22 protein-coding genes and 2 pseudogenes are annotated in these 24,742 nt (G+C 60.3%); 9 read left to right on the top strand and 15 right to left on the bottom strand.

Translation table 11 applies throughout. The annotated features are described in order from the left end of the window. The first annotated feature begins 361 nt into the window (after positions 1-361). The 3 genes and pseudogenes from ACTHND_RS12820 (at position 362) to ACTHND_RS12810 (ending at position 1,243) form a co-directional block, all read left to right on the top strand. Complete coding sequence (locus tag ACTHND_RS12820) at positions 362-658, top strand: integrase arm-type DNA-binding domain-containing protein (protein ID WP_440178337.1); 297 nt, start codon at positions 362-364, stop codon at positions 656-658. A 15-nt stretch (positions 659-673) separates the two neighbouring features. Then, positions 674-799: pseudogene (locus ACTHND_RS12815) on the top strand (phage integrase central domain-containing protein); the annotation flags it as partial. A 72-nt stretch (positions 800-871) separates the two neighbouring features. Further along, positions 872-1,243, top strand: a complete 372-nt coding sequence (locus ACTHND_RS12810; protein ID WP_440178340.1) for a tyrosine-type recombinase/integrase — start codon at positions 872-874, stop codon at positions 1,241-1,243. On the opposite strand, the gene ACTHND_RS12805 is transcribed toward ACTHND_RS12810, so the two are convergent. The 8 genes and pseudogenes from ACTHND_RS12805 to ACTHND_RS12770 all read right to left on the bottom strand — a co-directional run bounded on the left by ACTHND_RS12805 (position 1,197) and on the right by ACTHND_RS12770 (position 13,020). Further along, positions 1,197-1,829, bottom strand: coding sequence for a hypothetical protein (locus ACTHND_RS12805; RefSeq protein WP_440178336.1), 633 nt, complete (start codon positions 1,827-1,829; stop codon positions 1,197-1,199). The genes ACTHND_RS12810 and ACTHND_RS12805 overlap by 47 nt on opposite strands. Before the next feature lie 447 nt (positions 1,830-2,276). Further along, a complete protein-coding gene (locus ACTHND_RS12800) occupies positions 2,277-5,510 on the bottom strand; it encodes an efflux RND transporter permease subunit (protein WP_440178335.1) in 3,234 nt (1,077 codons plus the stop codon). Between the two features lie 2 nt (positions 5,511-5,512). Then, positions 5,513-6,688: an efflux RND transporter periplasmic adaptor subunit gene (locus tag ACTHND_RS12795; protein ID WP_440178334.1), complete on the bottom strand. Its 1,176-nt coding sequence runs from the start codon at positions 6,686-6,688 to the stop codon at positions 5,513-5,515. Next, on the bottom strand, positions 6,688-7,959 hold the full coding sequence (locus ACTHND_RS12790) for a TolC family protein (RefSeq protein ID WP_440178333.1): 1,272 nt from the start codon (positions 7,957-7,959) through the stop codon (positions 6,688-6,690). The genes ACTHND_RS12795 and ACTHND_RS12790 overlap by 1 nt, the downstream gene beginning before the upstream one ends. A gap of 760 nt (positions 7,960-8,719) precedes the next feature. After that, positions 8,720-9,163, bottom strand: a pseudogene (locus ACTHND_RS12785) (TonB-dependent receptor plug domain-containing protein); the annotation flags it as partial. 87 nt (positions 9,164-9,250) lie between these two features. After that, on the bottom strand, positions 9,251-10,147 hold the full coding sequence (locus tag ACTHND_RS12780) for a carbon-nitrogen hydrolase family protein (RefSeq protein ID WP_440178332.1): 897 nt from the start codon (positions 10,145-10,147) through the stop codon (positions 9,251-9,253). Positions 10,148-10,265: 118 nt separating this feature from the next. After that, a complete protein-coding gene (pdxR, locus tag ACTHND_RS12775) occupies positions 10,266-12,137 on the bottom strand; it encodes a MocR-like pyridoxine biosynthesis transcription factor PdxR (protein WP_440178331.1) in 1,872 nt (623 codons plus the stop codon). A gap of 145 nt (positions 12,138-12,282) precedes the next feature. After that, on the bottom strand, positions 12,283-13,020 hold the full coding sequence (locus tag ACTHND_RS12770) for a creatininase family protein (RefSeq protein ID WP_440178330.1): 738 nt from the start codon (positions 13,018-13,020) through the stop codon (positions 12,283-12,285). Between the two features lie 204 nt (positions 13,021-13,224). On the opposite strand from ACTHND_RS12770, the gene acs reads away from it, so the two are divergent. The 3 genes from acs to ACTHND_RS12755 all read left to right on the top strand — a co-directional run bounded on the left by acs (position 13,225) and on the right by ACTHND_RS12755 (position 17,082). Next, positions 13,225-15,171, top strand: a complete 1,947-nt coding sequence (gene acs / locus ACTHND_RS12765; protein ID WP_440178329.1) for an acetate--CoA ligase — start codon at positions 13,225-13,227, stop codon at positions 15,169-15,171. Between the two features lie 63 nt (positions 15,172-15,234). Beyond that, positions 15,235-16,764: an ArnT family glycosyltransferase gene (locus tag ACTHND_RS12760; protein WP_440178328.1), complete on the top strand. Its 1,530-nt coding sequence runs from the start codon at positions 15,235-15,237 to the stop codon at positions 16,762-16,764. A 99-nt stretch (positions 16,765-16,863) separates the two neighbouring features. Then, positions 16,864-17,082 carry a hypothetical protein gene (locus ACTHND_RS12755; RefSeq protein WP_440178327.1) on the top strand — a complete coding sequence of 73 codons (219 nt, stop codon included), beginning with the start codon at positions 16,864-16,866 and terminating at the stop codon, positions 17,080-17,082. Here ACTHND_RS12755 and ACTHND_RS12750 read toward each other — a convergent pair. The 5 genes from ACTHND_RS12750 to rlmN all read right to left on the bottom strand — a co-directional run bounded on the left by ACTHND_RS12750 (position 17,079) and on the right by rlmN (position 20,940). Next, positions 17,079-17,477 carry a YidB family protein gene (locus tag ACTHND_RS12750; protein WP_440178326.1) on the bottom strand — a complete coding sequence of 133 codons (399 nt, stop codon included), beginning with the start codon at positions 17,475-17,477 and terminating at the stop codon, positions 17,079-17,081. The genes ACTHND_RS12755 and ACTHND_RS12750 overlap by 4 nt on opposite strands. 73 nt (positions 17,478-17,550) lie before the next feature. Further along, positions 17,551-18,186, bottom strand: a complete 636-nt coding sequence (locus ACTHND_RS12745; protein WP_440178325.1) for a DNA-3-methyladenine glycosylase family protein — start codon at positions 18,184-18,186, stop codon at positions 17,551-17,553. Between the two features lie 73 nt (positions 18,187-18,259). Next, positions 18,260-19,081 (bottom strand): peptidase, encoded by an 822-nt coding sequence (locus tag ACTHND_RS12740; protein ID WP_440178324.1) that lies wholly within the window; start codon positions 19,079-19,081, stop codon positions 18,260-18,262. Between the two features lie 12 nt (positions 19,082-19,093). Then, positions 19,094-19,552: a DUF350 domain-containing protein gene (locus tag ACTHND_RS12735; RefSeq protein ID WP_440178323.1), complete on the bottom strand. Its 459-nt coding sequence runs from the start codon at positions 19,550-19,552 to the stop codon at positions 19,094-19,096. A gap of 164 nt (positions 19,553-19,716) precedes the next feature. Then, positions 19,717-20,940 carry a 23S rRNA (adenine(2503)-C(2))-methyltransferase RlmN gene (rlmN, locus tag ACTHND_RS12730; RefSeq protein WP_440178322.1) on the bottom strand — a complete coding sequence of 408 codons (1,224 nt, stop codon included), beginning with the start codon at positions 20,938-20,940 and terminating at the stop codon, positions 19,717-19,719. A 126-nt stretch (positions 20,941-21,066) separates the two neighbouring features. On the opposite strand from rlmN, the gene ACTHND_RS12725 reads away from it, so the two are divergent. Then, on the top strand, positions 21,067-21,537 hold the full coding sequence (locus ACTHND_RS12725; protein ID WP_440178321.1) for a hypothetical protein: 471 nt from the start codon (positions 21,067-21,069) through the stop codon (positions 21,535-21,537). 1 nt (position 21,538) lies between these two features. Here the strand turns inward: ACTHND_RS12725 and ACTHND_RS12720 are convergent, their stop codons facing one another. Together ACTHND_RS12720 and ACTHND_RS12715 are read right to left on the bottom strand one after the other, a co-directional pair. Beyond that, on the bottom strand, positions 21,539-22,192 hold the full coding sequence (locus ACTHND_RS12720) for a YitT family protein (protein ID WP_440178320.1): 654 nt from the start codon (positions 22,190-22,192) through the stop codon (positions 21,539-21,541). A 272-nt stretch (positions 22,193-22,464) separates the two neighbouring features. Then, positions 22,465-23,211 (bottom strand): HesA/MoeB/ThiF family protein, encoded by a 747-nt coding sequence (locus ACTHND_RS12715; protein ID WP_440178339.1) that lies wholly within the window; start codon positions 23,209-23,211, stop codon positions 22,465-22,467. A gap of 85 nt (positions 23,212-23,296) precedes the next feature. Between ACTHND_RS12715 and ACTHND_RS12710 the strand changes: the two genes are divergently transcribed. Together ACTHND_RS12710 and hslV are read left to right on the top strand one after the other, a co-directional pair. Then, positions 23,297-24,016 carry a YoaK family protein gene (locus tag ACTHND_RS12710; protein ID WP_440178319.1) on the top strand — a complete coding sequence of 240 codons (720 nt, stop codon included), beginning with the start codon at positions 23,297-23,299 and terminating at the stop codon, positions 24,014-24,016. A 32-nt stretch (positions 24,017-24,048) separates the two neighbouring features. Next, complete coding sequence (gene hslV / locus ACTHND_RS12705; RefSeq protein ID WP_440178318.1) at positions 24,049-24,600, top strand: ATP-dependent protease subunit HslV; 552 nt, start codon at positions 24,049-24,051, stop codon at positions 24,598-24,600. Positions 24,601-24,742: the final 142 nt, after the last annotated feature.

Here is a 24,742-nt window from a genome sequence, read left to right as displayed (position 1 = left end):
CGCGCTACCGCGCGCTCACGCAGGTCCATGGACAAAGGACGACCCATCACTGCCTCCAGCAAAAAACGGCTGAAGGTAGTGAATCAAAATATCGCTGATTTGGGAATCCCGATTCAGCTAAAACTCATACCGCTCTAGCGTCCGCCCTCGTCCGCCAGCATTTTGGTGGCTTTGGGGGCTTCCGTGGGGGCCTTCGCAAATTGCGAAAATGAAAGGCCCCCAAATGGCACTCACTGATATCGCGTTGCGTAATGCCAAGCCAATGGCAAAGCCCTATAAGCTCGCCGACGAGAAGGGCTCTATCTTCTCGTGACACCCACGGGTGGGCGACTGTGGAAGCTGAAATTTAGAAATAAAGCGGGTGCAGAAAAAAAAGCTCTCTCTCGGCGCTTATCCAGAGGTTAGCCTCAAGCAGGTGAGAGAACGGCGGGACAAAGCCCGGCGTCAGCTTTCTAACGGCGTGGACCCCGCTGAACAAAAGCGCGTCGATAAGCATACCGCCAAGATAAGTGCCGCCAACACTTTCGATCATGTAGCCAAAGCCTATATCGCCAAAAACCAACGCGACGGACTGGCAGAAGCTACCGTTCAGAAGCGTGAGTGGTTCACCCGGATTATTGAGAAGAGTTTGGGCCACAGGCCAATTGCTGAAATTTAACCGTATGAAGTCCTAAACGCTGTGCGCCCATTCGAAGCATCGAAGAACGACGAGAAGGCACACCGAACACTTCAATTTATCGGCCAGGTCTTTCGGTACGCTGTGGCCAATCAGTTCGTGGCGTCAGACCCAACCCGCGATTTGCGGGGCGCTTTGGCCAAGCGCAAACAGAGGCATCATGCCGCCATCCTCGAACCCTCGAAGGCGGGCGAAATGCTACGTGCCATCGACGGGTACGAAGGACACCCCTTGACGCGCATCGCCTTGCAACTCTCGGCGCTCTTGTTCGTTCGCCCTGGCGAGCTTCGCCGAGCTGAATGGTCAGAACTCGACATGGCGGCAAAGGTCTGGCGCATACCCGCTGATAAAATGAAGGCGAGGCAGGAACACGCAGTTCCTCTCTCGCGTCAGGCTCTGGCTCTTTTTGACGAGGCGAAGCTCTTTTCCATTCGCGGGCCTTACGTGTTTTCTTCAATTCGTTCTCCGCTAAACCCAATGTCCGAAAACACGGTCAACGCGGGTCTGAGACGCCTTGGCTTCACAGGTGACGAAATGACAGCCCACGGGTTTCGGGCGATGTGGTGACATCGGTTACGCGATCGATCAGCGCGGTCATATTGACGTCTGCGAGCGCGATTTGAGCGCTGGTAACTTCGTTGGAAGCTTCGAGTGTCTGCAAATTGGCCAGACGCCGCTGAAAACGTTCAAGAAGAAAAGGATCGGCGCCAGGATCGGCATCGATCGCCCGTCGAGAAGCGCCGATGATCCGGCGAAGCCGTCCTTGCTCGCCTTTGATGGCCTCCAGCGTTTGACGCAAGTCATTACGAAGGCGATTTGCCTGGAAGGCCTTGGCCTGTAATTCGCGGACATCTGCGGACACTTGCCGCACATCAAGATCGAAACGCATCTTTGCCTCGATGTCTGCCCCGGTCAGCTGGCTGAGCGGCCCTTGGGACCGGAAAAGCCTTTCCAAGTTCAGATCGCGAAGTTTATTTACCAGGTCGTGGATAGCCGACGTAAGGTCACGAACCGGACTTTGAGTCAGACTGTCTTCGGGCATCGGTACACTGCGGGCCGCCCGACCGAGAAACTCAATCGAAGCCTCATCGATTGCGATTTCACGCCGCTTTCGCTCGGTCGATAAATTTTGCTCTTTTGCTGCCGAGTTCAAGGCGCTCCCCCCTATGACGGTCGGCCAACAAATCGCATCTTCGGGTTGAGTTCAGGTTAAGGGGGAGGGTTAACGAGGTTTATCCCATTACCGTTCGAACGCTAAAGGTAAGCTCCCGTTCAAAACCTAGCGAATGGCATGACTGCGGACGAAATGGCCTTAGCGGAAGCGATGGCCCACAAATTGAGAGGCGAACTCAACTGGACAGCTACGGATAATTCCTTATTTGGGGTGAAGAAAGGCAGAGTATCATGCCCCTGGAGCTGATCTCCGCTGCTCTATCAGGCAGCAGCTCTAGGACAGAAATCGAATCAAATGGCTGTAATGGGGTGGATTGGCTGCTCCCTTTGCAGAACATCGGCGCCACAGGGGCTGCGAACAGACTGATTCAAGTTATTTTTTGGCGGAGCCCCCTGCGCAACGCTGCGGCGCGCAGGGGTAGTTTTACTAGGCGTGGTGTTTCACCTCGGCAGCGGAGGTCGTGTCATTCTGGGCGCGCTTCTTCTGCGTCGCCTCCAGAATGACGGCCGAGATCGCTGGCAAGACGAGGAGTGTCAGGAAGGTGGCGCCTACCAGCCCGCCGATGACGACAGTGGCCAGCGGCTTCTGGACCTCAGCGCCGGTACCGTGAGCCAGGGCCATCGGAATAAAGCCGATGGCGGGCACCAGGCCCGTCATAATGACCGGGCGAACCCGTTCAAACATGCCGTTGACAATAGCGGACTTCAGGTCGGCGCCGTTTTCCGTATGGCTTCGGATATTGCTCATCACAACGAGACCGTTGAGGACGGCCACGCCGGACAAACAGATAAAACCAACAGCGGCGGAGACCGAGAAGGCGATACCCGTAGCAGCGAGGGTAAACACCCCGCCGGCCAGACCCAGAGGCACGGCCGCGAAGACGGCGATGGCACGTCCGAAGCTGCCCAGCGCCAGATAGAGCAGGGCGAAGATGGCCGCGAAGCAGATCGGAACCACGAGCATCAGGCGATCGCCAGCTGCCTTCAGGTTCTGGAACTGACCGCCCCATTCCAGGTAAGAACCGGCTGGGATGGCAACGGCTTCGACCTTGGATTGGGCTTCGGCGACGAACGAGCCCACATCTCGGCCACGGACATTGGCCTGGATGACGACGCGGCGTTTGCCGTTTTCACGCGAAATCTGATTAAGACCATCCGTGAAAGTAAAGCGCGCCACGTGGCTGAGTGGGATGCTGCCCTTGCCTTCTGGGAGCACGACGGGCAAGGCCATCAACTCATCCAGGTTTTCTCGTGTCTGCTGCGGCACACGGACCACGATCGGGAAGCGGCGATCGCCTTCGAAGACGACGCCAGCTTCACGGCCGCCCATAGCCGCCGCCACCGTGTCGGCGACGTCTTCGACGGACAGGCCGTACTGGGCGATAGCCGCCCGGTCGAACTGTACGTCGAGGGTCGGGGCGCCACCAGTCTGTTCGGCCTTAACATCCGCAGCGCCGGGTATGGACTGCAAAACCGCCACGATCTTGTTGGCGGATGCCGACATCTTGTCGAGGTCGTCACCATAGAGTTTGATGGCGACGTCACCCCGCACACCAGCGATCAGTTCGTTGAAACGCAGCTGGATCGGCTGGCTCAGTTCATAGGCGTTGCCGATCTGGCCGTTCGCAGCGGCTTCAATCTTGGCCACGACATCGGCCTTGGATTTCACATCCTTCGGCCACTCTTCGGACGGCTTCAAAATGACAAACCCGTCGGAGAGATTGGGCGGCATCGGGTCGGTGGCGACCTCTGCCGTACCAGTCTTCGAGAACATCAGTTCGACTTCAGGAAGCGCGGCGACAGCTTTCTCTACACCCAACTGCATCTTGAGGGATTGCTCCAGCGAGGTCGAAGGAACGCGCGATGAGGCCAGCGCCATGTTCTTTTCATCCAGTTGCGGGATGAACTCCTGGCCGAGGGTCGTATAGACCAGGCCTGAGGCGATGAAGATGGCCGCACCGCCGGCGATGAAGCGCCAGGGCTTTGCCACGGCCATGTTGAGCAAGGGCGCGTAGAGCGTCTTAGTCCTGGCAATCAGCCAAACATCCTTTTCCGCCACCTTGCCACGGATCAGCAGAGCGATCAGAGCGGGCACAAAGGTAAGCGACAGGATGAAGGCGGCGCCCAGGGCCAGCATGATGGTGATGGCCATCGGTGCAAAGGTCTTGGCTTCGACGCCCGAGAAGGCAAACAACGGGGCGAAGACGAGGAAGATGATGGCCTGGCCGAAGATGGTCGGTTTGATCATCTCCTGCGCGGCCGCCATGGTTTCTTCCAGGCGCTCTTTGAGCGTCAGCAGACGGCCCTCGTGATGCTGGCGCTCGGCTAGGCGCCTTAAGGCATTTTCGATGATGATTACGCTGCCGTCAACGATCAGGCCGAAGTCGAGCGCCCCGAGACTCATCAGATTGCCCGGCACCTTCAGGACATTCATCCCCGTCGCCATCATAAGGAAGGAGAAGGGAATGATCAGGACGGCGATCAGGGACGCCCGCCAATTACCCAGCAGCAAGAACAAGGCGGCGGCCACCAGGATGGCGCCTTCGGTCAGGTTACGCTCGACGGTCGCGACGGTCGCATTGACCAGCTTGGAACGGTCGAGCGTGGTCGTCAGAGAAATGCCTGCGGGCAGAGATTTCTTGACGGCTTCCAGACGTTCACCGACCGCCTTGGCGACGGTACGGCTATTCTCCCCGATCAGCATCAGGGTGGTGCCGACCACGACTTCGTGGCCGTTCATGCTGGCGGCGCCCGTGCGGAGATCGCCACCGATGGTGACGTTTGCCACGTCGCGGACCGCGATACCGACACCATTGCGGCTGGCGACCTTGGCGGAAGCGATGTCATCCAGCGACCGGATGCGGGCATCCGCGCGAACCAGGAAGGCTTCGCCGCCACGGTTGAGATAGTTGGCGCCGGCCGCCGTGTTCGAGGCTTCAAGCGCCTTTGCCAGTTCGGTGTATGAAATGCCCAGGGCCGTCATACGCGCCGGATCAGGCTCGACGACGAACTGCTTCTCGTAACCGCCGATCGAGTCGATGCCGGCCACACCCTTCACCGTGCGCAGTTGCGGGGCGATGATCCATTGCTGGACAGTGCGCAGATAAGCCGCTCGCGCAACATCAGTCGTCAGGCGCTCGCCTTCGGGGGTCAGGAAGGCGCCGTCCGATTGCCAGCCGGGTTCGCCGTCCTTGATCTTGGCGCCCTTGCCGCCGGGATTGGTGAAGTCGACCGCGTACATGTAGACTTCGCCGAGGCCAGTTGTGACCGGACCGATGGCCGGCTGCACGTCAGAAGGCAAGCTGTCGCGGGCCTGGGCCAAACGTTCGCTGACCTGCTGGCGAGCGAAATAGAGGTCTGTCTTGTTGGAGAAAATCGCCGTGACCTGGCTGAAGCCGTTACGCGAAATCGAGCGGGTGGTTTCCAGACCGGGGATGCCGGCCAGGGCCGTTTCTACGGGGAAGGTGACCCGCTTTTCCATTTCGACCGGCGACAAACCGGGATCAACCGAGTTGATCTGGACCTGACGGTTGGTGATGTCAGGGACGGCGTCGATGGGCAGCTTCATCAGTTGCCAGGCGCCGAAACCGCCGACGAGCAGCACGAGGACGAGGACCAGCCATCGCGCTCGAACGGAGAGATTGATAAGGTTCCCGATCATCCCTATTCCTCCTCAGCGCTTTTGCTGATTTCGGCCTTCAGGAGAAAGGCGTTCTTCGTCGCTATCGTCGTTCCCGAGGCGAGGCCCGAAGTGATCTCGATGCGGCCGGCGCTGCGTTGGCCTGTCACGACTGACAGAGGCTTGAAGCCTTCAGCCGTGCGCACAAAGACAACGTCCTTGCCCTCAACGGATTGCACGGCCTCTTCCGGGACAACGATGGCGCCGGGATTTCCGGTAGAGCCGGAAACGAACAGACGGACACGTACACTGCGGCCGGGCACAAGGCCCGAAGACGGGGCATCGATAACGGCTGTGGCGGTACGTGTTTGGGCGTCGAGCGCAGGCGTTACGGAACGGACCGTACCTTCGACCGTTTGACCGTCGCCCAAATCGAGCGAAGCGCGATCACCAGGGGAGACACGGCCGGCATCCATGGCACTGATAGACACCTGGATTTCGGTCTTTGCCGGATCGGAAACCCTGAACAACTCAGTCTCCGGCTGAACGAACGCACCAAGGCTGGCCGTAGATGCCGTTACGCGGCCACTGATAGGCGAGACGACGGCCGTGCCGCGCCCGTCCGAGGTCACGCCGGCATTGCTGGCGGCGATGCTGGCGCGGGCGGCATCGGCTTTGGCCGCCTCGGCTTCGGCAGACGCACGTTCATACTCGGCACGCGGCGTGATGCCCTGGTCGAAGAGGGACTTCTCGCGGGTCAGGGTTTGCTGGGCCAGCGTGGCGCGGGCGGCGGCGGCCCGGCGATCGGCAGCGATCTGCGCGGCGTCATTGCTGCTGACCAGAGCCAGGGTTTCGCCGGCCTTCACCGGATCGCCCAGGCGCTTGAAGATTTGCAGGACGGTGCCGCCGGTGCGGGCCGTCATGACAGCTTGCCCGGCGGGACTGGAAACAACAGAGCCTTGCGCCAGGATTTCTGATGACAGTCCGCCACCTTTAACCGTTTCGAGGGCAATGCCGGCGGCCTGGATGGCTTGCGGTGTCAGTGTCAAAGTCTTGGGCGCTTCGACGGCTTCTTTAGCATCTTCCGCCTTTAGAGCAGCGGGGCCCGAAGTCATCTTGGCGATACCAAAACCCAGCAGGGCCGCAACGATGACCGCGGCAGCGACGCCACCGTAGAGCGCGGCATTGGATTTCTTTTTTTGGATAAAGTCGGGGCGCATTACAGGTCTCCGAATGGCGTGGTGCCGGCCAAGTGGGCGAGTTCGGCTTCGGCATTGAGCCGGTCCTGGCGGGCGGTAAGCGCCTGGGCGCGGGCCTCGGTAAGGGTGCGGCGGGCAATCAGCACTTCGCTGAGCGGCAGCTTGCCGGACTCGTAGCCGATACGCGTGAGGCGATAGGCTTCCTGGGCGGTGCGTTCACTGTCCTGAGCGGACTTAATGCGAGCGAAGGACGCTTTCAGGCGCGCCGAAGCCGACTGAATGTCGGCCTGGGCGTCGAGGCGAGCGATATTGAGATTTTGCTCGGCAGCGATGAGTTCGCTGCTGACGGCGGCGATATTGCCCTTGTTACGGTCGAAGACCGGAAACGGGACGGACACGCCGCCGACAAGCGCCTGGGCATCGTCCGCCTGGAACTTACGCACGCCCAGAGACAGGGTAACGTCTGGTGTCGCGCGCGTCTGCTCAACCTTGACCCGTCTGGCTACTTCTTCCCGTTCAGCCAGGGCCACGAGATAGGCCGGCGAGGCCAGCGGATCTACCACCGGAATGGTCTCAGCCGTGTCGGCGTGGGCCAGCAGGCTGTCCGGGATAGAGGAGAAGGCGACCGGAGAATCGACTATCGCCGTCAGCTTGGAGAAGGCGGTATCGCGGGCGGCTTGCGCTTCACCAAGTTCGGCGCGTGCGGTCTCTATCGCTGTCTGGGCCTGTAGGCTGCGCAGATCGGCTTCCTTCCCGGCCTTGACCAGGGCATGGGCGACGCGGGCATCATCTTCAGCCAGTGATAAGGCCTCGGTTGCCAGTTGCACGCGCAGGTCCGCGACCTCCGCTGCGCCATAAGCCTCGGCCAGATCGAACGCAAAGTCCCCTTCGGTCTGGCGAGCGCGGGCGCGCGAGAGCTCGACGCCGGCACGACCAGCATTGATGCGGGCGCTGCGTTTGCCACCGAGTTCAAGTGTCTGTCCGACGGATGCCATAGTTTCAGTCAGTTGCGTGCCCTTGTAAGGGCCATTGCCGCTGAAGTTCTCGCTCTCGATCGAGACGATCGGATTGAGGCGGGCACCGGCCTGGCGGGCCAAACCTTCGGCCTGCGAAATGCCGGCCTGAGCCGCCTTGAGACGTGGGGCCGCATTGGCCGCCGAAGATAGCCCTGTCGGTGAAGGTTTCCTGACGGTCGTAGGCAAAGTCCTGGTCGGTGGCGACGATCGACGGGTTCCCGTACCAGCGGGCGAAACCGCGGAGGTAGCTTTCCTGAGTCGCTTGCAGTTCCTCACGCTTGTAAAAGGCGCCAGCTACCCAGTCGAAGGTGCCCCCGGCTGCTGAGACCAGACGCAGTTCCTCGACCAGCGACTTGTCCTGGTAGCCGCGAACGGCTGAGGCCATGGGACGCGGATAGTTGTAATAGAAGCCCAGGAAGCCCGCCTTGGCGTAGAAGCCGGTGTTTTCCGAGACGCTCTCGCCCTCGTGGTTGGTATAGGCAGTCGAGGAGGTCAGGGTGGCGAAACCGAGGTCGATATTGGCTTCCAGCGCGGTCATCTCGACTTTGCGTGTCGACGGCTCCAACTGCACTGACCCGTTCTCGTACTTCTGGTACTCTCGGCCGTAACCATCCTGGCCCACCGTCATCTGCCGGCGACCACCAACCTTGTCCGACTGCTCGGCATAGGTCAAGGTGGCGTCGAAAACGTCGTTCGGCTTGAACAGCAGGGCAGCGCGGCCGTACCAGACGCCGACCGTGTCGGCGTCCTTTTTGCTGTAATAACTGGCGGCGTTGTCATTGACGCCGTTGGGGGCTTCCGGAATGCCGTTGGCGTCGAGCTTGTAGAGGTTGACATAGTCGGTCAGGCCGGCGAGATCGAGGCGACTGACATTGGCACGCAGGGCCAGGGTGTCGCCGAGCGGCACATTGAGCACGCCGTCGAAGGAATAGCTCAGACCGCCGGAACCATCGGTGGTCGAGACGCCGGTGCCGAGCTTGCCTTCGGTGACGCCCAGCTTCGGCGCCTTGGTAATGTAGCGAATGGTGCCGCCGAGCGAACCCGAACCGTAGAGCGTGCCCTGCGGTCCGCGCAGGATCTCGCCGCGATCGAGGTCGCGCAGCAGAAAGTTGGCGAACAAAGGCGTGTCGTTGACATAGGTTGAGACAGGCGAGACGGCCGAGACAACATAATCGCCCAGCGCGGCGCTGTCGGTATTGAGACCGCGGATGACGACGCTGTTCTGGACGCCCTGGTTGCGATAACCGCGGTCGACCAGCGACACGCCAGGTACTGAACGCAGCAGTTCGGCATTGTCGGCCACCTTGGCGGCTTCTATGGCATCGCCCGAAACGGCGGAAATATTGTAAGGCACGCTCAGTTGTTTCTGGCTGCGGCGGGTCGCGGTCACGATCACCTCGGTAGAATCGTTCGCCCCATCCTGGGCAAAGGCGGGTGAGACGGAGGCCGTCAAAGCCGTGGTTAGAAAAGCTGCGGCCATGAGGGTGGTCAGTGCGGTTGTCTGCTGAAGCGTAAACTTTGTCATATCGATCCCCTGAATGAATGTCGTGTTGATGTATGCGTCTGTCTAGTTCTTGTTGGACGGTTCATCCGTCTTAGGCTTTCTGGTGGATTTCCGGCCCTGGGGTTTTTCGAGCGACCCCAAGGCCATGAGGGCTTCGGGAATGCTGCGGTTTCCCTCGTAAGGCGGGAAGCGTGCGTCGCTGTCACGAAAGCTCTTGAGCGGTTGCCCCAGGCCGTGCCAGCCGCGTTCGCGGACACGCCGGACGTGATCCAGATCCAGCTCAAACGCCATGATCTCACGCCCAGTCCCTGCCTGATGGATTAGCTCGCCGCCGGGGCCATAGGCGCAGGACAGGCCAACGCCCAGTTCTCCGGCTACATTAATGTCGATAAAGTAGCATTGATTGGTGATCGCGGATGCGCGCGCAATGGCGAGTTCGGCTTCACGATCTATGGTATTGGTCATGGTGGGGTGAAGGATGACCTCGGCGCCCATCCAGACGAGCGAACGCGTCGTCTCGGCAAACCACATGTCGTAGCAGATTGAGATGCCGAAACGGCCGACTTCCGGTACGTCAAAGACAACAAATTCCGACCCCGCCTCGACGCCGGTCTCATAGGGCAGGAAAGGGAAGATTTTGCGGTACCGGGCGACGATCTCACCCTTCGGGTTGATCACGGAGGCGGTATTGTAGACCAGGGCTCCGGATTTCTCGTAGATTGATCCCGGGACCAGCCAGATGTCGAGTTCCCGTGCAAGATCGACCATGCGGTCTTCCGTGGGGCCCGGCAGGGTTTCCGCCTGGGCGGTATTGGCGCCAAACATGGCGAGTTCGCCAACCACGACCATGTCGATCCATGGAAAACGCGTTTTGACCAGCCGCACCTCTTTCTCGATGACGGCGGAATTGTCACCCTTGTTGAGCGAAAGTTGCAAGGCGGCGATGGCGAAAGAACGCATGAAAACTCCTGTTTGTACGCAGGAGAGTGACGGTCTTGTGACGGCCGCGGTAGCGCCAGTTTGGGGTGATCGATGAGTCCAGTTTTAAGGCGGAGGTGTTTGTTTGCCGCAACTGGCCCTAAGCGCCGAGGCCGGCCTCAGAGGGCTGGATATAAATGGCGGAATCGACAATCAGATTCGCCTCATCGAGCCAATATATGCGCCTGTCATCAATAAGGATGTGATAGCAACTGATCTCGCCGTAGGCCCAGCTTTTCCACTGACGACACCACCTGCCGTCTTCAATCCACCAGTGGCCGGTATCGCAGTCTTCGTTGGCATAGCCGGCACGGCCAATCATGCGTCCATCCGGCAGAAGATCGATCGTGCATGGATCACTGTAGACTGTCCGGTAGAGAAAACTGCTGCCACTCAAAGCCAGGCGTATATCCGCATCTGTCGTCAGTACCTGGCCGGTTTCAAGGGGCAGGGCCGGGTGGCCAAGCAACTGACGAATGCAATCACGCAGGATAGCCACGCCCTGCCGTATGCGTTCCAACGACAACGAGGTGACGCCGACCAGGAATTCGTTCTGGGGGGCATCTGATGCATAGTAATGAGCGGCGCTTTCGATCAGCACGCCTTTTTGTTCCGCCAGCTCAATCAGTTTTTGAACGTCCAGTTCGGGCGGTCCCTGCACCCAATAGGTAGTGCCGCCGTGCAGGGGCATGATTGTCGCCAGGTCGCGCATATAGTGGTTCAGGGCGTCACGGAGCGCCGTGCGGCGTTCGCGGAACAGCTTGCCGACGCGTATCATGAGGGAATCGTAGTGCCCCATGGCCAGAAAGTGGGCGGCGGCACGTTGAATATTCATCGGGGGATGACGTATGAGCAAGCGCCGCAAAGCCCTTGCTTGGGCTATGACTTCCGGCGCGGCCACCATGAAACCCAGCCGTAAGCCGGGCGACAAAACCTTGGACAGGCCGGCGACATATACGACCCTTTGTCCTTGATCCAGGCTGTAAAGGGAGGGGAGAGTTGTCTCCAGATAGTCGGTTTCGCTGGCGTAATCGTCTTCAATTATAATCTGATCGTTTGCCTCCGCGGACTGCAGCAGGGCATGGCGGCGCTCCAGTGAAAGGGGCGCGCCGGTGGGATATTGGTGGCTTGGCGTGACGCAGAGGATCTGGCCTGAAAATAAGCCTTCGTCGACGATTAGTCCCTGATCATCGACTTTCTGGTGGTGTATGCGGCCGCGATTTTGCGTGATGAGACGACGCAGATCGGGGTAGCCGGGTTCCTCGACCGCAACGGTGACGCTTCTGTCGACAAGCATCTGCATCAGCAGGCTAAGAGACTGCTGGGATCCCAGTGTGATGAGTACTTCATCCGCCCGTGCGGAAATGCCGCGTCGTGACAATACTTTGGTGCGGATTTCCTCGATCAGCATGGCGTCATCGGCATCGCCGGCATCGACTGACCAGGCATTGATCTCGGTTACCGCCAGAGCGCTTCTCATCGAATCCCGCCATTCGTGAACCGGGAACAGCGATTCATCAAAAAGGCCGTCGATAAAGGGATAGGGATATTGGCGCCAATGCGGCAACCGCCGTGCCCCCTGTTGTTCCACGGTGGTGCGGTTTTTGAAGCGGCTTGACCACACCGAACGCCGGGCCATTTTTTCGTCCGCATGAGAAGAATTCGTTCGTGTCAGGCCCACCACCTGATCGGCAGTCACCCGACCTTTCAAAAGGACCGGATTAATGTAAAGACCACTGCGCTCGCGGCTGATAAACAGGCCCTCATCGATCAGCTTCTGATACGCCAGGAGCACGGTATTTCGGGATAGACCCAGTTGCGATGCCAGAGCGCGTGAAGACGGCAGACGCTTCCCCGGCGTGAAAGCCCCAGCTATGGCTGCCAGCGTCAATTGCTTACGTAACTGATCCTGAAGCGTCACTTCGCTCTCGGGATCAATATAGAGAAAGGGACTGCGCGCTAATTTAGCCATCCGGAAAGAAGACGAATTATAGTGAACGCGTCAAGATAAACCGGAGCGCAGGAGCGCTCTTATGGATACGGGTAACGTCTGGTTTGGGCGCAGAGGCGCAAATTTTTACAAATTCGAGTCACCTAAGCAACACTCTTCTTAAGATCTATTCCGCCTGGAATTTGGCCACATCGTCGAGCAGGCCCTTGATCGCGGTGGCGATGACTTGTTCGCCATCCGAAACTGTGGCCAGGGACGAATCCGAGCCGATGCGGCCGTCGGGGAAGCGGTCGCGGTAATCGAGCGCGTCGCGGATCGGGCCATTGGGCGCGATCTGCGGTTCCATGGCCGCTGACTTCACGAAGTCGGGATAGGCGGCGAAGGTAACGGCGATTTCCGAGGGCGTGGCGTGGCTGCCGTGCCCCTGCGGATAGAGCCGGGCGCACAGGCTGGCAATGCCTGGCAGATCCCACCAGTTGCGCAGTTTCAGGATGAACGGGCAGGGCTCGGCCGCATAGGAATAGTGCGAATAGATCTGCGAAAAGGTGGCCTCGATGGTGGCGATATTGCCGCCGTGGCCATTGAGAAAATAGATGCGGTCAAAGCCATGTCGGGCCAGCGAGTCCACCCAGTCCTCGATGGCCGCCATGAAGGTGGTGGGGCGCAAGGATATGGTGCCGGAAAAGCCCAGGTGATGCTGGGCCATGCCGATATTGAAGGTGGGGGCGATCAAAAGATCGCCTTCCTTTTCAGCGGCCTGGGCGATGATTTCGGGGCACAGCCAGTCGGTGCCGAGCAGGCCCATCGGGCCGTGCTGCTCGTTGGAGCCGATGGGGATAATGACGGTGCGCGAGGATTTCAGGCGCTCGTCGATCTCTTTCCAGGTGGACATATGCAGCAGCATGGCGAACTCCGACGTTTCAACTACTGCGACCATACGCATCCGGAAGGGGCATAGGCAACCATTGCTGTCGCATTCTGCATCGCTTGAAGGACAAAACCCGTCCGTGGTGGGTTTTTTCGCATTGGTCTTATGGACTCCGTAAACCGCGCGGCATAAGTTCGCACCAACGAAAAAATACTCCGCAGATACCCAGGAAATACCCAGATGAGTGACGAGACCCTGTTCCGCGTGCCGGCCGATTTCATTCGCCCGAAGACCCTGACGGCTGACGGGCTGGCTGCGCAGCACAAGCTGTTCGAAACCGATCCGGATGCGCATTGGCGCACGCTCGGTGATGCCCTGTCCTGGATGCAGCCCTACACCCAGGTCAAGGACGTGTCGTTCAACCGAGAGGACTTCCGCATCCGCTGGTTTTACGATGGCGTGCTCAATGTCTCGGTGAACTGCATCGACCGCCACCTGGCGACGCGTGGCGAGCAGGTGGCGCTGATCTTTGAGGGCGACGATCCGTCCGTTTCCTACACCGTCACCTATAACCAGTTGGCGAAGGAAGTGAATAAGCGCGCCAATCTGCTGAAAAAGTATGGTGTGAAAAAGGGCGACCGTGTCACGCTCTACCTGCCGATGGTGCCGGAAGCGGCCTATTTCATGCTGGCCTGCACGCGCATCGGCGCCGTGCATAATATCGTCTTCGGCGGCTTCTCGCCGGACAGCATCGCCAGCCGTATCCAGGATTGCCGCTCGGATGTCGTCGTCACCGCCAATGAGGGCCTGCGCGGGGGCAAGATCATTCCGCTCAAGGCCAATGTTGACCTGGCCCTGCTGCAATGCCCCAATGTCCAGACCGTGCTGGTGGTTGAGCACACGAAAGCCCACTATCTGAAGCATGGTGGCCGCGATGTCAGCGTGCCGGAAGCGCTGGAAGGCATTTCCGACGACTGCGCGCCGGAGCCGATGAATGCCGAAGACCCGCTGTTCATCCTCTATACCTCCGGTTCGACCGGCAAGCCCAAGGGTGTGCTGCATACCACCGGCGGCTATCTCGCCTGGGCGGCCTATACCCACAAGACCGCCTTCGATTATCAGGATGGCGACATCTATTGGTGCACCGCCGATATCGGCTGGGTGACAGGCCATTCCTATGTCGTCTATGGCCCGCTGGCCAATGGCGCCACCTCGCTGATGTTCGAGGGCGTGCCCAACTATCCGGACAATTCGCGCTTCTGGAACGTGGTCGACAAGCACAAGGTCAATATCTTCTATACTGCCCCAACCGCCATCCGCGCCCTGATGCGCTTTGGCAACGAGCCGGTGACCTCGACCTCGCGCGCCTCGTTGCGCGTGCTTGGCACGGTCGGTGAACCGATCAATCCGGAAGCCTGGCTGTGGTATCACCGCGTCGTCGGCAATGGCAATTGCCCGATCGTCGATACCTGGTGGCAGACCGAGACCGGCGGTCACCTGATCACACCGGTGCCGGGCGCCACGCCGCTGAAACCTGGTTCGGCCACCAGGCCGCTGCCGGGCGTCGTGGCCTGCCTGGTCGATGCCGAAGGCAAGGTGCTGGAAGGTGCGGTTGAGGGCAATCTGTGCCTCAGCGACTCATGGCCCGGCCAGATGCGCAGCGTTTATGGCGATCATCAGCGCTTCCTCGATACCTATTTTTCGACCTATCCCGGCAAGTACTTTACCGGCGATGGCTGCCGGCGTGACGAGGACGGTTATTACTGGATCACCGGCCGCGTCGATGACGTGCTGAATGTGTCCGGCCACCGTCTGGGCACGGCCGAAATCGAAAGCGCCCTGGTGTCGCACAGCGCCGTGGCCGAGGCCGCCGTGGTCGGCTTCCCGCACGATATCAAGGGCCAGGGCATCTGGTGCTATGTCACGCTGACGGCGGGAACCGAGCCCAGCGAAACTCTGAAAAAAGCCTTGCGCGACCATGTGCGCCAGGAAATCGGGCCGCTGGCTTCGCCGGATGTCATCCAGTGGGCGCCGGGCCTGCCGAAGACGCGTTCGGGCAAGATCATGCGCCGAATCCTGCGCAAGATCGCCGAAGGGCAGCCGGACCAGTTGGGCGATATCTCCACCCTCGCCGATCCGTCGGTGGTGGCCGATCTGATCGAAGGCGCTAAGGGACTGAAAGCCTGACGCATATGATCGGTGACCAGACCCGAAAACCGCGATAGGGTCCGTTTTTCGGAGGGTGGTGTCATGGTGAAAGCGCAGGTCAAATGGTCGGCGGATTATGTCGCGCTGGGGCTGGCCGCGCTGGCCTTTGTGCTGCACGCGGCCTGCGCGGGCCGCTATGATGTGTTTCGTGACGAACTCTATTTCATAGTCTGCGGACGCCACCCGGCCTTTGGCTATGTCGATCAGCCACCGCTGATCCCGCTGCTTTCCGCCGGCTTCTATGCCCTGGGGCACAATGCCTGGATGTTGCGGTTGCCGGCCACCCTGGCCGCCGGTGCCCTGGTCTGGCTGGCCGTCCGGTTTGCCCGGCTGCTCGGTGGCGGCACCTTCGCGGCCATAAGCGCCGGGGTATGTGTCACAATTGCCCCGATGCTGATGGGCATTGTGGCCGTCTTCAACACGACGGTGTTTGATCCACTGGCCTGGACACTCATCCCCTATCTGCTGGTAAAAGCAACCCGTGACGGCGATCGCTCGGCGCTCCTGTGGTGCGGCGTGGTGGCGGGGATCGATTTCGAGGCCAAGTACGCGCTTTATGTTTGGGCGATCAGCCTGGTCATCGGCCTTGCGGCAACGCCGGAGCGGCGAATTTTCCGCGACCGGATGCTGTGGGTGGGGACGGCGATCGCCGTGGCTATCGGCCTGCCGTCGATCCTCTGGCAGGCAACGCATGGTTGGCCGTTCCTTGAACTGGCTGCCGCCGCGCGGGGCAAGAATAGCGACATTTCGCCGGTCAGCTTTGTGATCAACCAGATTCTGGTGATGAATCCACTGCTGGCGCCCGTCTGGATCGCCGGGGTGATCGCGCCTTTCGTTATCTCGTTCCTCAAACCCGTCCGATTCCTGGCGATCGCTTTCCTGGCCAGTTTTGTTCTGACGCTTCTGATGCACGGCAAGGACTATTATATCGCCGCCACCTATCCCACCGTGTTCGTCATCGGCGCTGTCGCCTGGGCGCATTGGTTCGAGAAGGCCCGCGCCCGGATCGGTCTGGCCCTTTGGGGCGGGCTGGCTATTGCCCTGTCGGTGGCGATATCGCCCATGGCCTTGCCGGTTCTGTCGGTTGAGGGGCTGCGAACCTACGTCGAGCACTCGCCATTCAAGCCGCAACAGCAGGAGAAAAGCTTCAAGGGCACGCTGTTGCCGCAGGTATTCGCCGATCAACTGGGCTGGCACGATTACACGGATCAGGTCGGTGCCGCCTGGCAGAAGATACCCGCCTCTGAGCGCGCCCGTACCGGTATTAAGGTGGAAAACTATGGCGAGGCGGCCGCTCTGGATGTCTACGGTAAGGCCTATGGCCTGCCGCCGGCGCTTAGCGGTCATAATCAGTATTACCTGTGGGGACTGCGCGGTCAGAACCCGCTGAACCTGCTGGTGGTACAGAACAATCCGGATCGTCTGGAGCCATATTGTCAGAAAACCGTGATCCTGGGCGAGACCTATTCGCCCGACGCCATGGCCTATGAAAACGGCAAAACCATCGCCTGGTGCCAGGGTCTGAAGGTCGATATTGTGAAGCTGTGGCCGGAACTGAAGAACTTTAGTTAGCTCGCTTACGCGGCCTTTATGATCACCACATAAAGTCACAACGCTGTTCTTATGGTGTCGGGCATAAACTTGTCTTCTTATAATATAAGGAGACGCGTCATGACACCCGATGTCAGGGACAAGACCCACAAGCCGGAAGACGACCGCTTTGGCAAAAAAAATTTTTCGCCCAATGAACTAAACCAGGCCGGCGAGGACAAGGAATATTTCCATCCCGATGGCGGCCACAAGTTCCATGCCCCGAAGGACGCCAATGATCACGCCATCAAGCCGGATGTCGAGGTGACGCCGGAAAACAAGGTCCGGCCGTTGCGCTAGGCTTTCAGCAGGCCGCCGAGTATATCGCCGAATCCGCCCTTGCCCATGGCCTGACCCAGGATATCGCCAATGCCACCCTGCGGTATTTGTCCGCCGGGCGTGAGGTGATCAATCAGGCCCGGCAGGGCATGGGCGAGTTGTGAACTGTCAATTCCCATGGATTTTGCCAGTCCGGCCACTTGTTCGGACCCCAAGACCGCTTGAATCTGCTCGGCGGAAATCGGCAGGTTGCTGCCCGCGCCGATCCAAGATTGCACGACTTCGCCCATGCCGCCCTTTTCAAATTTGGCGACCAGGCCCTCCAGTCCGCCATTACCGAGCTGGCCGGACAGTTTCTCAATATCGAAACCACCGGCGCCGGAGGCGGCGCCCATCAAATCGTTCAGCAGGCTCATAACAGAGGCTCCTTCGTTTTTCGGATGGCTCGACCAGGCGCTTCATTTGGCGCTCTGTCAATTCACGACGATTTTACCGCAGCATTTCCCCACGCTTGACCGCGCCATACCACGCCCAGAGCAGGTGGGCAGCGATGGTGCGGTAGGGCGCCCAGTCGAGCGCGCGCTCGGCGCAATAGGCTTCGTTCGGGCGCTCCGGCAGGCTGTCCAGCCAGCCCACTGCCTCGCGTAGCGCCACATCGCCGACCGGAAACAGGTCGAGCCGGCCTTCCGAGAACATCAGATAGACCTCGGCTGTCCAGCGGCCGATACCTTTCAGGGCCACCAGCCGCGTGGCGGCCTCTTCGATATCGAGGGCTTCCAGCGCCTCCGTATCGAAACCGCCGGTGTGAAAAGCCTGAGCCAGAGCGCGGGCATAGGCGATCTTGGGGCGAGAGAGTCCATAACCGCGCAAAAGGTCTTCATCATGTGCCAGCAGGGCCTGCGGGGTGAGATCGCCAAGCCCCTCACGTACCCGTCCGAAAATGGTGTCCGCCGCCTTGACTGATAGCTGCTGTTCGACGATCAGGCCAAGCAGGGCCGGGAAACCGCCGGGGCGCCGGCGGTGCTGGATATGCGAAAAATGCTCGGTCAGGGGTTTGAGGCGCGGATCGCGCTCGGCCAGATGGGCGAGGTGCTGCGGATCAAGGGGATTAGCGGTATCGGTCATGCCCTGTTTTAACTATTCCCAAACGCAAATCTGTCAGGACCGTGCGCAAAACTTCCGTCCAGCCTGTGGCTGGTTATGCGATGATGCAGCCGACCTGGGCCACGCGGTATTCGCGGCGCAGAGTATCCGACACAATGCCATAATTGCGCTTGGTGATCGTGGCCTCGGAGTCGTAGTCCGGTTTGCGGTCGGCCAGGCTGGCAATCGCGGTCACGGTTTCCGGCACCGAAGTATAGATGCGTCCGCGGCGCGGGTTTTCCTTCAGGGTGATGCCCATGACATGCGAATTGTCATTGAGCGCCGGTCCGCCGACCAACTGGTTGAGATCGCTTTTCAGTTCATAGGTCTGGCCGGCCTTGGCCCAGGCCAGGACGGGTTCGCTGCCCTCGAAACGCTTGGAATGTTTCATCATGGTGCGGCCGATCAGGCGCGCGGTCGCTTCCCCCACCGTGCCGCCGGGATAGCCCGGCATGAAGGCGCGGATGCCCGGCTTGACATTGGCCGGGTCCGCCATGGAAAGCGGGCGCCCGCCGCCATCGGTCATGGCGATCAGATAGCCCTCATGGCCGGGTATGGGGCGAGTCCGGAAGGGAACGGCCAGGTTGCCGCCGATATTGAGGAAGGGATGGGTGCATTTGCCGACGCTCTTTTCGGCCACGATCCATTCGCCGGTTTTCGAGATCGAGAAGGCGGTGCCGGTCATGATCTTGCGGTCGTCGACCGGCAGGTTGATGATCGAGGAGGCGGTAAACGGCGTGTAGGTGGCGAAAAGGGACATTTCGCCGATGCCCGGTGGTGGTGGCGCGGGCGGGGCGTCGGAGACCTCGTGCCAGCTCCCGGTCACCGTCACGAGGGCGGTGAGGGCGGCGGCGTAGAGAAGCCAGTCGAATTTCATGGCCCGCGCCCTTTATGCGGCGACAGCGGCGGCGAGGACGAGAGCGGCGGCCAGCTTGGCTGAAACCAGCAGCACGGCGGCGGACACCTCGCCCTCATTGATGCGGTTGGGCAGGCCGGCCAGCAGGAAGTCGACCAGGCGGAAGACGAACAGTTGCAGAAGAATAGTGGCGCCGCCCCACAGCACGATATCGCGTACGCTTGTCGAGGCGGCCATGGAGGCGGCCAGTGGAATGGCCAGGCCGATGATGACGCCGCCGAAAGCCACGGCCGCGGCGGAATTGCCTTCGCGGATCTGGTGGATTTCCTTGTAGGGGGTCAACAGTGAATAGATGGTGGCGCCGATCAGCAGCATGAGCAGGGTTACGCCGGCGTGCAGCAGGGTGATGGGAAAGCCGGACGCGAAAGCCTGAATTTCCGGCCGCAAAACGTCTGGCGACAGGAAGTTGAGATTGAAATTGTCAGGCGTCATTCTGGTCCCCTACACGCTGGTCTCTGCGCGCCCGTTACATCTGAAGTTACCCATGTAACGGCCCGCCGCACTCTAGGGGTAAGTTCCCTGCAAGATCAAGGCCCAGTGTTACGCCTGTGGATAAATTTTATATGACGCCGCGCATATCCATATAACGCAAAGGCTTAATCGATCATGCCGCCGGCCAGGGCTGCGAAGGGCAGGCTTTCGCCGGCCGGCAGGGTGTCCTGATTTGAAGCAGCCTCCTCGCGCTGTTCACGGCGGATCACCGAGGCGCGCTTCTTTTCGGATTCCGACTTCAACTGTCCGCAGGCGGCCAGGATATCGCGGCCGCGCGGGGTGCGGATTGGCGAGGCATAGCCGGCCTTGTTAAGTATGGCGGCGAAGGCTTCGATCGCGCTCCAGCTTGAGCACTGATAGTCGGTGCCCGGCCAGGGATTGAAGGGGATCAGGTTGATCTTGGCCGGAATGCCTTTCAGCAGGCGCAGCAGGGCACGGGCTTCATCGGGCGAGTCATTGATGCCCTTGAGCATGACATATTCAAACGTCACACGGCGGGCATTGGATAGGCCCGGATAGGCGCGGATGGCCGCCATCAGTTCGGCGATATTGTACTTCTTGTTGAGCGGCACCAGTACATCGCGCAAGGGGTCATTGGTGGCGTGCAGCGAAATGGCCAGCATGGCCTGGGTGCGGTTGCCGAGCGCTTCCAGTTCCGGCACCACGCCGGAGGTCGAGACCGTGATGCGGCGGCGCGAAATGGCGATGCCCTCGCCGTCGGAAATGATGTCGATGGCGGCAGCGACATTATCAAGATTATAGAGCGGTTCACCCATGCCCATGAAGACGATGTTGGAGAGCTGGCGGTCTTCCTTGGGGGAGGGCCATTCGCCGAGGTCGTCGCGCGCCACCTGGACCTGGGCGACGATCTCGGCCGTGGTCAGGTTGCGCACCAGCTTTTGCGTGCCGGTGTGGCAGAAGGAGCAGTTGAGCGTACAGCCGACCTGTGAGGAGACGCACAGCGCGCCGGCGCGGCCGACCGAAGGGATATAGACGCTCTCGACCTCAATGCCGGGCGCCATGCGGATCAGGTATTTGCGCGTGCCGTCCTGACTGATCTGGCGCTCGATGATTTCCGGGCGGGCGAGGCTGAACTTTTCCTTGAGCCCGGCGCGCTGGTCCTTGGCGATATCGGTCATCAGGTCAAAATCGGTGAAGCCGTAGTGATGCACCCAGCGCCAGATCTGCTGCATCCGCATCTTGGCCTTGCGGGCCTCGACCACGCCGGAATCCACCAGCGCCTGCATCAGGCCCTCACGCGTCAGGCCGGTGATGTTCACCAGCGGTGAAGAGACAGATTTAACGGACAGGTCGAGCGTATGGGCCAAGATATGCGGCTTTCAGAGGAACGTATTTGCGGGATTGGCGGACCCTATACAGGAAAGCCCGCGAAATGTCTAATTGCGCGGTTATGGTGGCCGTCGTAAGCTGCCGCCAACATATTCGAGGACCGCATGACCCTTTCAATTAAAACGCTCGGTTTCGCCCTGGCCTTGTCCCTTAGTCTGCCCGTGGCCTCGCAGGCCCTGGCCAGTCCGGAAACCGACGCCCTGTCGGCCTGCCTGATCCGCTCCTCGACTCCGCAGGACAAGCTCGTCCTGACCCGCTGGGCCTTCGCCGCCATTTCGAAGCACGAAGGCGTGTCCGACCTGGCCTCTCTCTCAGATGCGCAGATGGCTCAGGTCGACAAGGCCGGCGGCGCGCTGTTTTCCCGCCTGCTGATCGAAAACTGCCCGACAGAGACCACGGCCGCCATCCGGACCGATGGCGTCAAGGCGATCGAAACCGCGCTGAGCGATCTGGGGCAGTCGGCCATGCAGGATCTGGCGGGTGATCCGGGCGTTCAGGGCGCGCTGGTCGGCATGGTCGGCTATATGGACCAGGCCCGGCTGCTGAAAATGCTGAGCGACGCGGCGAGTAAGTAATTTACCGCCCCAGATAGCGTTCCGGCTTATGGAAGCCGACCATGACTCCGCTCATGGCGGCCGCCGAAATCACCGAAAACAGCAACTGGTGCGGATTGAGGATCAGGATTGACGCCGCCATGATCAGGGCGTCGCAGGCGAGCTGCGTCTTGCCGGCATTGATGTTCTTCGTCTTCTGAAGATAAAGCGCCAGCACGCCGGTGCCGCCGGCGCCGGCACCATGTCGCGCCAGGGCCAGTATGCCCATGCCGATGATCGTGCCGCCGAAAAGCGCGGCGAACAGCGGGTTCAGGCTTTCCAGCTTGAAGGCGTAGGGCGCGTAGTTCGACATGCCCATGATGGCGAGGTTGACGATCACCGTCTTGATCATGAAGCGCTTGCCCATGGCCGGCCAGGCGAACAGGAAGAACGGGATATTGATCAGTATGAACAGCAGGCCGACCGGCAGCGGAGCGACATAAGACACCAGAAGCGCGATACCTGCCACGCCGCCGGTGGTCAGGCCGGCCGTGTGCAGCATGACGATGCCCAGCGCGATAAAGGAACAACCGATGGCGAAGGCGTAGGCATCCTCCAGCACCGTATGTTTCACGGTGGGGTAGAGGGCGTCCTTGCCGTCCTTATCGAGCGGCTGGCTGGCGGCGGTGGTCGTCATCAGGCGGCATCCATCAAAGCGGTTGGCCTGTGCGTTTCGTTCCCGAATGTTATAATTTGGTTTCCTATGACACAATTTTGAAAAACAAGAAACCCCACCACCACGAGCCAAGAGGCTCGCGGTCCCCCCCCATCGGAGATGGGGAGGTATAAGAAAAGAAACTTTATACCTCCCCGGCTATGCCGGGGTTTGGCGCTAGCGAAAGTATAGCTTTCGCAAGCCATGGGACCGCACGACGGCAGCCTGCTGCCTAGATGCGGTGGTGGGGTATATTACTTGCTTCCACACACCGGGCACGCCGGATCGGCGGCCAGTTTCACAATCCGCGAGGTCATATCCATGCCATCAAATATCAGCAGCTTTCCGCGCAATGTCTCACCCGCTCCGGTAACGACCTTGATCGTTTCCAGCGCCGCCATGGTCCCCATGATCCCCGCCAGGGCGCCGACCACACCGACCCGTTCGCACGTCTCGGCATCGGGTGGGATTTCCGGCACCAGGCATTGGTAGCAGGGCGAGCCGTCAAAGGTCGCCAGTTGCCCGCTGAAACGCCCCAGCGCCGCCGATACCAGCGGCTTTTTTAGCGCATGACAGACGCGATTGACCAGCAGGCGGGTCTCGAAATTATCACAGCCATCGAGCACGATATCATAGCGGCCCAGCACATCGGCGGCATTATTCTCATTCAGCCTCAGGCGATGGATGCGACACTCACAATGCGGATTGAGATTGCTGAGATGCGTGGCGGCCGCCTCGGCCTTGTGGGCGCCGATATCCTTCGAGCCGAACAAGACCTGCCTTTGCAGATTGCTTAACGACACCGCATCATCGTCGATCAGGCCGAGTGTGCCGATGCCCGCCGCCGCCAGATAGAGTGCCGCCGGTGAGCCGATGCCGCCCATACCGACCAGAGCCACTTTGGCGGCTTTAAGCTTCATCTGGCCCTGGCCGCCGATCTCCTTCAGCACCAGGTGGCGGGCATAGCGGTCGATTTCATCGTCTGTCAGCATGGCCTTCATATAGGCGCTGACGGCTTGCGGAGCCACATCAAATTATTTACCGATGGCGCAGATACTTTCCCCATTGTTTGCAGGGTTATTTCTCATGGTTCCGGCATTGCGCCAGATGAGCGGCAGGCACCGCACGGAAGCGGGCGATGAATGGCTGGGCACGATCCTGGCCTTCGTGGCTGGCGCCATCAATGCCGGCGGTTTTCTCGCGGTCGGTTACTATACTTCGCACATGAGCGGCATCGTGTCGTCCATTGCCGATTTCCTTGTGCTGCACAGGTGGGCGGCAGCGCTGATTTCGGTCCTTTCCGTTATTTCCTTCTTTGCGGGCGCCGTTACCTCCAGCCTGCTGATCAACTGGGCGCGTCGAAAGGGATTGCAAAGCGAATTCGCGCTGACTCTGATGCTGGAGGCGGCCCTGCTGCTTCTGTTCGGGCTTCTGGCGTGGGATGTGGAGGTGACGGTAGCGCTTCTATGCTTCACCATGGGCCTGCAAAACAGCCTGATCACCAAAATTTCGCATGCCGAAATCCGCACGACCCATGTCACCGGCATCGTCACCGATCTCGGCATCGAATGCGGACGGTTCCTGTTCGAGCGCACCACCCATACGGAAGCGCGCTTTCACCTGAAAAAGGTGATCCTGCTCTCCCGCCTGCTGACAGGTTTCCTGCTGGGCGGGATCACAGGGGCGCTGGTGTTCAAATGGGCCGGTTTCATTACCGTCCTGCCGTTTTCGCTTTTGCTGGCCATTATCGCCATCGGCCCGATCTGGGAGGATGTGTCGCAGCGCTTTCGTCGCAAGGCCCCTTGAAAGCCCCTGCCAAAAGCGCCAATTAACGCGTCATGACAGACTCAAACTTTCCGAACTGGCACGGCACCACCATCGTGGCCGTGCGCAAGAATAACAAGACGGTCATCGCCGGTGACGGTCAGGTCTCGATGGGGCCGACCATCGTCAAGGGCGGGGCGCGCAAGGTGCGTACGCTACAGGGCGGCCAGGTCATCGCTGGGTTCGCCGGCGCTACGGCCGACGCCTTTACCCTGCTGGAGCGGCTCGAAGCCAAGCTGGAAATGTATCCGGACCAATTGGCGCGCGCCTGCGTCGATCTCGCCAAGGACTGGCGGACCGACCGCTATCTGCGCCGGCTGGAAGCCATGTTGCTGGTGGCCGATCAGCATACCGTCCTGACCATTACCGGCGTTGGCGATGTGCTGGAGCCGGAAGACGGCGTGGCGGCCATCGGTTCGGGCGGCGTTTATGCGCTTTCCGCCGCCCGCGCCCTGCTGGATTACGAGCCCGACGCCGAGGTTATCGCACGCAAGGCCATGAAGATCGCGTCGTCGATATGTGTTTATACCAATGACCATCTGACCATCGAGATGCTGGAAAGCTAAGGATTAGCCACAGATGACACAGATGGGCACAGATGATGTGCGGCCACCCTTGGAGTTTCCTTTTCAGGATCATTTCTTCATCCCAGGTTTGATTGGCGCGAAGCGCCCCTCTTATCTGTGTCCATCTGCGTCATCTGTGGCT

This window comes from Asticcacaulis sp. (assembly GCF_051954415.1).
GTDB lineage: Bacteria > Pseudomonadota > Alphaproteobacteria > Caulobacterales > Caulobacteraceae > Asticcacaulis.
This window is presented reverse-complemented; position numbering and strand designations above follow the sequence as displayed.